Origin of the sequence: Azoarcus sp. TTM-91 (assembly GCF_012911025.1) — a bacterium.
Taxonomy (GTDB): domain Bacteria; phylum Pseudomonadota; class Gammaproteobacteria; order Burkholderiales; family Rhodocyclaceae; genus Azoarcus.
The window spans coordinates 1-10,536 of the sequence record NZ_WUEI01000140.1 but is presented as its reverse complement, the minus strand read 5'-3'; the positions used below and the strand labels follow the sequence as shown (position 1 = coordinate 10,536).

The window sequence follows — 10,536 nt, the reverse complement described above, 5'->3', positions numbered from 1 at the left end:
CGTCACGCCCATACCGCCGACGCGCGTCCGCGCCCCCGGCGGCACCCCGCTGCGCCATGCCTGGAAAAGCCACGCTGGCCGCCGCGCGCAGACTCGCCTTGCGACCACCCGGCACGCCGGTTTCACCGGCATGCCGGCCTGCAGCGCGAACAGAATCAACAAGGAATTCAGATGTCCGCTCAGCCTCGCCCTCTCGCCCTCGCACTCCTGCTGGCCTTCTCCAGCCCGGCGGCCTTCCATGCCGCCACTGCCAGTGCCGCCGAACCCGCCACCGCCCCCGCCGAGGGCGAAACCGGCATCACGCTGGCGCCGGTCACCGTCTCCGCCAGCGCGCTGTCGCTGGGCAGCGACGACATGAGCACGCCGGTGAGCGTGCTGGAAGGCGATGAACTCCTGCGCCGCCGCGAAGCCTCCCTGGGCGAAACGCTGGAGCGCGAACCCGGCATCGCCGCCAGCCACTTCGGCGCCGGCGCCAGCCGCCCGGTGATCCGCGGCATGGACGGCCCGCGGGTGAAGATCCTGTCCGACGGCAGCGAGATCATGGATGCCTCCACCGTCAGCCCGGACCACGCGGTCGCGCTGGAACCCCTGCTCAGCCGCCAGATCGAGGTGCTGCGCGGCCCCTCCGCGCTGGCTTACGGCGGCGGCGCCATCGGCGGCGTGGTCAATGTGCTGGACGACAAGATTCCCACCGAAGTGCCGCAGAACGGCATCGAGGGCAGCGTGGAACTGCGCGGCAACACCGCCGCCAAGGAAGGCGCCGGCGCCTTCGCCATCACCGGCGGCAGCGGCAACTTCGCCATCCACGCTGAAGGCCTGAAGCGGGATGCGCGCGACTACGCCGTCGGCCACGGCTGGTCCGGCGGCGGCCGGGTGGATGGCAGCTACAACGAGACCGAGACCGGCAGCGTCGGCCTGTCCTGGATAGGCGACCGCGGCTACCTCGGCCTGGCCTACACCAGCCAGCGCAACGAGTACGGCCTGCCCGGCCACTCCCACGAACTGGAGGGCTGCCACACCCACGGCGACGAGCTGCACTGCGGCGACCACGACGACGATGATGACGACGACCACGATCATGACCATGAAGAAGGCGGCGTTCCCTACGTCAAGCTGCGCAGCGAGCGCTGGGAGATGCGCGGCGAGCTGCTGGAACCGCTGCCCGGCTTCGCCCGCCTGCGCGTGCGCGCCGGCCATACCGACTACCAGCACGACGAGATCGAGGACGGCGCCGTCGCCACCCGCTTCAAGAACAAGGCCCAGGACGGCCGCTTCGAGCTGGAACACGAGCCGCTGGCCGGCTGGCGCGGCGTGATCGGCGTGCAGGCCTCGCGCCGCGACTTCAGCGCCCAGGGCGAGGAGTCCTACGTCGCGCCGACGCTGACGCGCAAGAACGCCCTCTTCCTCATCGAGGAACGCCGCTTCGGCGACGTCCGCGTGGAAGCCGGCCTGCGCCAGGAATGGCAGGACATCGATGTCGACTCCACCCAGCGCGACCGCAGCCACACCGGCAGCTCCGTTTCCCTGGGCGCGGTGTGGAGCTTCGCCCCGCAGTATTCGCTCGGCCTCAGCCTGTCGCGCGCCCAGCGCCTGCCCACCGCCGAAGAGCTGTACGCCGACGGCCTGCACATGGCCACCCGCACCTACGAGCGCGGCAACCAGGACCTGAAGGCGGAAACCTCGCACAACGTGGACATCACCCTGCGCAAGCAGGGCGGCGACACCACCTTCTCGGTCAGCGCCTATCACAACCGGGTGTCGGACTACATCTTCGCCAACACCCTGGACGAGGTGGAAGGCCTGCAACTCATCGAGTACGCCCAGCGCGACGCGGTGTTCACCGGCATCGAAGGCCAGGTGCGCCAACAGCTGGATCGCACCTACGGCCTGACCCTGTTCGGCGACTATGTGCGCGCCCGCCTCGCCTCCGGCGATGGCGACCGCGACCTGCCGCGCATCCCGGCCCACCGCGTCGGCCTGCGCCTGGACGGCAACTGGAACGTCCTGCGCGGCGAGGCCGAGGTCTATCGCGTCGGCAAGCAGGACAAGGTCGCCGAGTACGAGAGCAGCACGCCCGGCTACACCATGGTCAACCTGGGCGTGAGCTACCAGACCCGCTACGAGCGCTTCCCGGTGCAGCTCTACCTGAAGGCCAACAACCTCACCGACCAGAAGGCCTACAGCCATACCTCCTTCATCAAGGACGCCGCGCCGCTGGCCGGCCGCAACCTCACCGCGGGCGTGCGCCTGTCCTTCTGAACGCGGTGCGCCGGCCGGGTGCGAGGCCCGGCCGGCGGGCTCCGCACCCGACTTTCCCCGGCGCACCCTTTCCAGCTAAAGTCCCGGCTTCGCCTTCCCCCGCCCCCCGTCCGTGCGCCTTTTCCGCCTCGCCAAGATCGCCTCCGTCAGCCTGCGCTTCGGGCTGGACCGCATGCTGCTGGACGTGGATGCGAGCGGGCGGCTGGGCAGGCTGTGGACGCTGGTGTTCTTCTGGCGCCGCTTCGACCAGCCGCGCGCGGTGCGGCTGCGGCTGGCGCTGGAATCGCTGGGCCCCATCTTCGTCAAGTTCGGCCAGATGCTGTCCACCCGGCGCGACCTGCTGCCGCCGGACCTCGCCGACGAGCTCGCCCTGCTGCAGGACCGCGTGCCGCCCTTCCCCACCGCCCAGGCGCTGGCGGTGCTGGAAGGCTTCTACGGCCGGCCGGTGGACATGGTGTTCCGCAACTTCGAACGCACGCCGGTGGCCTCCGCCTCGGTGGCCCAGGTGCACTTCGCAGAACTGCCGGACGGCACCGAGGTGGCGGTGAAGATCCTCCGCCCCGGCATAAACCGCGTCATCGTCAACGACCTGGCGCTGATGGACGTCGCCGCCATGGTGCTGGAAAAGCTGTGGCCGGAGAGCCGGCGGCTGAAGCCGCGCGAGGTCGTCGCCGAGTTCAGCAAGTACCTGCGCGACGAGCTGGACCTGATGCGCGAGGCCGCCAACTGTTCCCAGCTGCGGCGCAACTTCAAGGACTCCTCGCTGCTGCTGGTGCCGGAGGTGTACTGGGACTGGTGCGGCCGCGAGGTGATGGTGATGGAGCGCATGCGCGGCCTGCCGGTGTCGCAGATCGCCGCCCTCACCGCCCAGGGCACCGACCTCAGCGCGCTGTCCCGCGCCGGCGTCGAGATCTTCTTCACCCAGGTGTTCCGCGACGGCTTCTTCCATGCCGACATGCACCCGGGCAACATCTTCGTCCATGCCGACGGCCGCTACATCGCGCTGGACTTCGGCATCATGGGCACCCTCAACGAGGTGGACAAGAACTACCTCGCGCAGAACTTCCTCGCCTTCTTCAAGCGCGACTACAAGCGGGTGGCAATGGCCCACATCGAGGCCGGCTGGGTGCCGGCCAAGACCCGGGTGGATGAATTCGAAGCCGCCATCCGCACCGTCTGCGAGCCCATCTTCGACAAGCCGCTGAAGGACATCTCCTTCGGCAAGACCCTGCTGCGCCTGTTCCAGACCGCACGCCGCTTCGAAATGGAAGTGCAGCCGCAGCTGGTGCTGCTGCAGAAGACCCTGCTCAACATCGAGGGCCTGGGCCGCCAGCTCGATCCGGAGCTGGACCTGTGGAAAACCGCCAAGCCCTTCCTCGAACGCTGGATGCACGAGCAGATGGGCTGGCGCGCGCTGGTGCGCGGCGTCAAGGAAGAAGCCCCCGGCTGGGCCAACACCCTGCCGCAACTGCCGCGTCTGGTGCACCACGCCCTGGCCGAATCCACCCGCCTGCAAGCCGAGCAGAACCGCCAGTTCGACCGCCTCTACGCCCGCCAGCGCCGCCACGGCCGGCTGCTGGCCCTCGTCGGGCTGCTCGCCGCCGCGCTGCTGGCGCTGGAACTGCACCGCCTGTTCGGCTGAGCCCTGCCGGGCCAGCGCGAGCCGCGCATCAGGGTCTTCCGCAGGCGCGACCACGCGCCTGAACGTTTGCCAGCCCCCCGGATCGAACCGGCAAGCGCACCCCACGAAGGCCGCGCGACCGCACCGTTCATCCGCCGCAACCGCGGCGCACAGGGAGGCCAGCCATGACCATTCCCATCCCGCTTCCGCCGGGCCCCCACGCCAGGCTGCGCATTATCGGCGCCGCCTCCGCCCTGGGCACCCCGCTGCCCGGCACCGCCGCCGGACCGGAGGCGCTGCGCGCCACGCCCTTCCTGCAGCGCCTCGCCGAAGCCGGCATCGCCGCCGAATGGGTGGAGACCTTGAAGCCGCGGCTGGTACCGCCGCCCAGCGCCGCCATGGCCGAACGCCTGGCCGCCAACGGCGAGTTCATGGTCCGCCTGGCCGACCGCATCGCCGCCCTGGAACCGGACACCTTCCCGCTGATCATCGGTGGCGACCACGCCATCGCCGTCGGCACCTGGCGCGGCATCGCCCGCCGCCAGGGCCATGCCCCCGGCCTTGTCTGGGTGGACGCCCACCTCGACAGCCACACCGAAACCAGCACCCACTCCGGCAACATCCACGGCATGCCGCTGGCCGCGCTGATCGGCGAAGGCCCGCCGGCGCTGGTGGACGTACCCGGCCCGCTGCTGGACCCGGCGCGCATCTGCATCATCGGCGCGCGCGACTGGGAGAGCGAGGAATACGAGCGCCTCACCCGCCTGGGCGTGCGCATCTTCGACATGGCCGATGTGCGCCGCCGCGGCTTCGGCACCCTGTTCGCCGAGGCGCTGCGCATTGCCCGCGGCAAGCCGGGCGAGGAAGGCGGCTTCGGCGTCAGCATCGACCTCGACGCCCTGGACCCGCTCGCGGTGCCGGCGGTCACCTGCCCCACCGCCGACGGCATCGCCCCGCAGGCCCTGGCGGATGCCCTGCTCACCCTGCGCAGCTGCGGCGACTTCGTCGGCCTGGAAATCGTCGAGTACAGCCCGCAGCTGGACACCGATGGCAGCAGCGCGCGCTGGACCGCCGAGTTCGCCGCCGCCGCCCTCGGCCCCGCCACCTACTGGCTGCGCGCCAAGGAGCGCAACTTCGGCGCCCGCAACTACGCGCCGCTGCCGGTGGTGTTCCACCGCGGCGAAGGCGTGTGGCTGTGGGACGTGGAAGGCCGCCGCTACCTGGACATGATGAGCGCCTACTCGGCGGTCAGCTTCGGCCACGCCCACCCGCGCCTGCTGCGCGCCCTCACCGACCAGGCGCAGCGCCTCAGCCTCACCTCCCGCGCCTACTCCAACGACCGCCTGCCGCTGCTGCTAGAGCGGCTGTGCGTGCTGTTCGGCTACGAGCGCGCGCTGCCGATGAACACCGGCGCCGAGGCGGTGGAAACGGCGATCAAGGTCGCACGCAAATGGGCCTACCGCATCAAGGGCGTACCGGACGACATGGCCGAGATCATCGCCTGCGACAACAACTTCCACGGCCGCAGCACCACCATCGTCGGCCTCTCCTCCGAGCCGCAGTACCGCGACGGCTTCGGTCCCTTCCCGCCCGGCCTGAAGCGGGTGCCGTACGGCGACGCGGATGCGCTGGAACGGGCGATCACGCCCCACACCGCCGCCTTCCTGGTCGAGCCGATCCAGGGCGAGGGCGGCATCGTGCTGCCGCCGCCGGGCTACCTCGCCCGCTGCGCCGAGCTGTGCCGCCGCCACGACGTGCTGCTGATCGCCGACGAGGTACAGACCGGCCTGGGCCGCAGCGGCCGCCTGCTCGCCTGCGACCACGACGGCGTGCGGCCGGACGGCGTCATCCTCGGCAAGGCGCTGGGCGGCGGCCTGCTGCCGGTGTCCGCCTTCCTCGCCGACGAGCGGGTGATGCAGGTGCTGAACCCCGGCGACCACGGCTCCACCTTCGGCGGCAACCCGCTGGGCGCCGCGGTGGCGTTGGCGGTACTGGACCTGCTGGAGGAGGAAAACCTGATCGCCCATGCCGCCCAGCTCGGCAACCGCTGGCTGGACAGCCTGCGCCGGCTGCGCAGTCCGCTGGTGAAGGAGATCCGCGGCCGCGGCCTGTTCATCGGCATCGAACTGGCCGACCACGCGCCGCCCGCCCTCACCGCCGCCGAGCTGCTGCTGGCCCGCGGCGTGCTCACCAAGGACACCCACCACCGGGTGCTGCGCTTCGCTCCGCCGCTGGTGGTGCAGCAAGCCGAACTGGACTGGACCACCGAAGTGCTGAAGGAGGTGCTGGAGCTGGAAGCACCGGCCCTGGCGACGAACTGAGGGGCGCCGCTGTCGGGGCCGCGGGAACGCCCGCGGCCCGCGCCGCCGCAGCACGGCAAGCGGCACGACCTCCATCATTGAACCTGCAAGCAATTGGATCCCCAGCCGCCGTCCGGGCTGAGCCTGTCGAAGGGCATTGCGGGGAACGGGCGTTGGCAGACTCAACCCGAATGGCTGTCGTGTATTCAATTGCCTGGTTTGCAGCTGCCGTGTTAACAAGAGAATAGAGAGGCGCGAGCGACATCTCCTGTTTGATTGCCGGAGCGCCCCCGCCTTGGCCCGCCAGCGGAAACCATCCGCCCGAGTCGCCCGGCTTCGCTCAGAACCCGCTCATGTCGGACCAGCCTGTGCCCAGGCATCTGCTTGCCGGCTCGATGAGCACAAGGCCGCCGCCCTTGCACCCGGCTGAGCCACTACCTTCGACAGGCTGACACCGCTTTCACCCTGGACCCAGCCTGCCGGCCCTTGAAAGTCCGTCGCACCAAAGCGGTGCCGGCACCAGCCGCAAACCCGCGCCGGCACTGGCGGCCAGCGATTTTCACGATCTGGTGAAAAACGCTTTTCCCCCGCCCCCACCAACGTTATATTCCGGCCTTGCGGCCGCGCAGCATCGCTGCGCCGGGCAAGGACGGCGGCCCCACATACCCCGTCTTCCCTCCGCGACTGGATTTCGGGCGGCCTCCCGGGCGGAGGCCGCCCTTTTTGCAACCCGGCTTAGCGGAAAGCGCCCTCCATGCTGATCGCCTTCGTGATCCTCTATCTCCTGGTCTCCATCGGCATCGGCCTGTATGCCGCGACCCGGGTCAAGAACTCCACCGACTACGTGGCCGCCGGCCGCCACCTGCCGCTGTACATCGTCACCGCCACGGTGTTCGCCACCTGGTTCGGCTCCGAGACGGTGCTGGGCATCTCCGCCACCTTCATCGACGAAGGCCTGCGCGGGCTGTGGTCCGACCCCTTCGGCGCCTCGCTGTGCCTGATCCTGGTGGGCCTGTTCTTCGCCCGCCCGCTGTACCGCATGAACCTGCTGACGCTGGGCGACTACTACCGCACCCGCTACGGCCGCACGGTGGAACTGCTGTGCTCCATCGCCATCGTCATCTCCTACCTCGGCTGGGTGTCGGCGCAGATCACCGCCCTCGGCCTGGTGTTCAACATCCTCTCCGACGGCGCCATCTCCAGCGAGGCCGGCATGCTGATCGGCGCCGGCGTGGTGCTGCTCTACACCCTGTTCGGCGGCATGTGGTCGGTGGCGCTGACCGACTTCCTGCAGATGACCATCATCATCATCGGCCTGGCCTACATCGCCTGGGTGGTGGGCGACATGGCCGGCGGCGTCGGCACCGTGGTGGCCCATGCCAACGAGGCCGGCAAGCTCAACTTCCTGCCGGCGCTGGACCCGAAGGACGTCATCGCCTTCGCCGCCGGCATCCTCACCATGGGCTTCGGCTCCATCCCGCAGCAGGACGTGTTCCAGCGCATCAACTCCGCCCGCGACGAGAAGACCGCGGTGCGCGGCACCCTGCTGGGCGGCTCCGGCTACTTCCTGTTCGCCTTCATCCCGCTGTTCATCGCCTACTCGGCCACGCTGATCGACCCGGCGCTGGTGGCCCACTACCAGGAAAGCGACAGCCAGCAGATCCTGCCGCAGCTCATCCTGCAGCACACCCCGCTGTTCGCCCAGGTGATGTTCTTTGGCGCGCTGCTGTCGGCCATCATGAGCACCGCCTCCGGCACGCTGCTGGCGCCCTCGGTGACCTTCTCCGAGAACATCCTGCGCAGCACCTTCCGCGGCATGAACGACCGCCAGTTCCTCTGGATGACACGGGTGGTGGTGGTGGTGTTCGCGGTGCTGGTGACCTGGTACGCGATGCGCACCGACGAGAGCATCCACGCCATGGTGGAGAACGCCTACAAGGTGACGCTGGCCACCGCCTTCGTGCCGCTGGCCTTCGGCCTGTACTGGAAGCGCGCCAGCACCCAGGGGGCGCTGGCCTCCATCCTGTTCGGCCTGGTGGTGTGGCTGGGGCTGGAAACCGTGGCACCGGAGGCGGATATTCCCCCGCATTTCGCCGGCATGCTGGCCGGCATCGTCGGCATGCTGGCTGGCTCGCTGCTGCCGCAGACGCTGGTGCGCCAGAGCCATGGCCACAGCGCCCACCTGGATCTGGGCCGCCAGGAGTCGCGCTGAGGGCGGCCAGCCTGCCGCACCCCCGGAGGGCGCGCCGCCGAAAGGCGCGCCACAAGCCTTCACCGCCCGGCCGGGGCTCCCGCGCCGGGCGGTGCGCTTTCAGGGCGTGACGAACCAGCCGGCTCAGCCGCGCAGCGCATCCACCAGCTGGCGGGCATAGGCCGGCAGCGCCTCATAGGAACGCACCGCGATCTGCAGCCGGCGCTCCGCCCAGTCGTCCGCCAGCGGCACCACCGCCAGCCGGCCAGGTTCGCCGAAGCGCTGCGCCGCCGAGCGCGGCACCACCGCCACGCCCACGCCGCACTGGGCGAAGCGGCACACCGCGTCGAAGCTGCGGCTACCCACCCGCAGCTGCAGGCGGCGGCCCAGCGCGCTGGCCTTCTCTTCCAGGAAAGCCTGGATGGCAGCCTCGCCGTCCAGGCCGACGAAATCCTCGTCCAGCAACTGCTCGAAGCGGATTTCCGCCGCGCCGGCATGGGCGTGGTCGGCAGCCATCACCGCCACCAGCCTGTCGTTGCGGAAGGGGAACAGCTCCAGCCGCGGCGCCTCCAGCGTGGCGGCGTAGATGCCGATGTCGGCGCGGCCCTCCGCCACCCGCCGCAGCACCTCCACCGACAGCCCCTCCTCGATGCGCACGTCCACCTGGCGGTTGCGCGCCAGGTACTCGCCTATGCACTCCGGCAGGAAACCCTGCATGGCGTTGGTGTTGGCCGCCAGCCGCACCAGGCCGCGGAAGCCGCGCGCATGCTCCTGCAGCTCGGCGTTCAGCACCTGGATGTCGTAGAGCCAGGCGCGGGCGTGGCGCAGGAAGACCGCCCCCGCCGGCGTGGTCGCCACACCCTGCTTGCCGCGCGTGAACAGCGCGCTGCCGGTCTGCGCCTCCAGCCGGGCGATGCGCTTGCTCACCGCCGCCAGCGCGAGGTGACAGTGGCGGCCAGCGGCAGTGAGCGAGCCCTGTTCGGCGGCAGCGACGAAGACCTTCAGGTCGGCGAGATCGAAGTGCATGGGGCGGCCTCCCTTCGCAAAGCGCGAAGGCTAGCGCGAAAAATCGCCGATCAACAGCCGGCCGCCGCTGGCCTAAGCTGCAGGTTCTCCCCCTGAGGAAGACGAGATGCACGACGAGGACATGGACGCCGCGCTGGACGAAGCCCACCTGCGCCAGTGGCTGGGACGGGAGGAAGAAACCGAAGACGAGGTGACCGCCTTCCCGCCGCGCGCGCTGAAAGCCACCCTGGAGGCGCCCTATGCCGGCAAGTGCGGCCCCGGCGAGCCGCTGCCGCCGCTGTGGCACTGGCTCTACTTCCTGCCGCTGCACGCCCACTCCGCGCTGGGCGAGGATGGCCACGCGCGCAAGGGCGGCTTCCTGCCGCCGGTGCCGCTGCCACGGCGCATGTGGGCAGGCGGCCGCTTCGACTTCGTCGAGCCCTTGCGCGTTGGCGAGCGCATCCGCAAGCGCTCCACCATCACCGCTATCGACCTCAAGCACGGCCGCAGCGGCGCGCTGGCCTTCATCACCGTGCGCCACGAGATTTCCGCCAACGGCGCGCCACGGCTGGTGGAGGAGCACGACATCGTCTACCGCGAAGCGCCACGGCCGGACGCGCCGGCCCTCGCCCCCACGCCCGCGCCCCAGGGCCCCTGGCAGCGCCGCATCACGCCGGACGACGTGCTGCTGTTCCGCTACTCCGCGCTGACCTTCAATGGTCACCGCATCCACTACGACCGCCGCTACGTCACCGGAGTGGAGGGCTATCCCGGCCTGGTGGTGCACGGCCCGCTGATCGCCACCCTGCTGCTGGACCTGCTGCAACGGGAACAGCCCGGCGCGCGCCTGTCCGGCTTCCGGTTCCGCGCGCTGCGGCCGACTTTCGACACCGCGCCTTTCTTCGTCCACGGCGAGCCAGCAGCGGATGGCAGAACGGTGCGGCTGTGGGCAAGCGATGCCGAGGGCTGGCTGACGATGGATGCGACAGCGACGCTGGCCTGAGGGTGGGCGGGATGGAGGTATCGCCATCCCGCCCTGCATGCCATATGGCTGACGAGGTTTTACTCACCTCTTCGTTCGCGGGAGAGGGGCTGAGGGAGAGGGGGAGTGGGCTTGTATTGCCGCTAACGCCCCTTGCGGGGCACCCCCTCTCCCCAAC

6 protein-coding genes are annotated in these 10,536 nt (G+C 70.2%); 5 read left to right on the top strand and 1 reads right to left on the bottom strand.

What is annotated here, in order from left to right; all coding sequences use genetic code 11:
- Positions 1 to 171 precede the first annotated feature (171 nt).
- The 4 genes from GRF61_RS21675 to GRF61_RS21660 all read left to right on the top strand — a co-directional run bounded on the left by GRF61_RS21675 (position 172) and on the right by GRF61_RS21660 (position 8,392).
- Complete coding sequence (locus GRF61_RS21675) at positions 172 to 2,259, top strand: TonB-dependent receptor (protein WP_169152702.1); 2,088 nt, start codon at positions 172 to 174, stop codon at positions 2,257 to 2,259.
- Positions 2,260 to 2,371: 112 nt separating this feature from the next.
- Entirely contained in the window at positions 2,372 to 3,901 is a 1,530-nt protein-coding gene (gene ubiB / locus GRF61_RS21670; RefSeq protein WP_169152701.1) for a ubiquinone biosynthesis regulatory protein kinase UbiB, read from the top strand.
- A gap of 164 nt (positions 3,902 to 4,065) precedes the next feature.
- A complete protein-coding gene (gene rocD, locus GRF61_RS25115) occupies positions 4,066 to 6,201 on the top strand; it encodes an ornithine--oxo-acid transaminase (protein WP_169152700.1) in 2,136 nt (711 codons plus the stop codon).
- Positions 6,202 to 6,934: 733 nt separating this feature from the next.
- Entirely contained in the window at positions 6,935 to 8,392 is a 1,458-nt protein-coding gene (locus tag GRF61_RS21660; RefSeq protein ID WP_169152699.1) for a sodium:solute symporter family protein, read from the top strand.
- Between the two features lie 123 nt (positions 8,393 to 8,515).
- Here the strand turns inward: GRF61_RS21660 and GRF61_RS21655 are convergent, their stop codons facing one another.
- Entirely contained in the window at positions 8,516 to 9,397 is an 882-nt protein-coding gene (locus GRF61_RS21655; RefSeq protein WP_169152698.1) for a LysR substrate-binding domain-containing protein, read from the bottom strand.
- Positions 9,398 to 9,503: 106 nt separating this feature from the next.
- Here GRF61_RS21655 and GRF61_RS21650 point away from each other — a divergent pair, with 106 nt between their 5' ends.
- On the top strand, positions 9,504 to 10,379 hold the full coding sequence (locus GRF61_RS21650; RefSeq protein WP_248281387.1) for a MaoC family dehydratase N-terminal domain-containing protein: 876 nt from the start codon (positions 9,504 to 9,506) through the stop codon (positions 10,377 to 10,379).
- Positions 10,380 to 10,536: the final 157 nt, after the last annotated feature.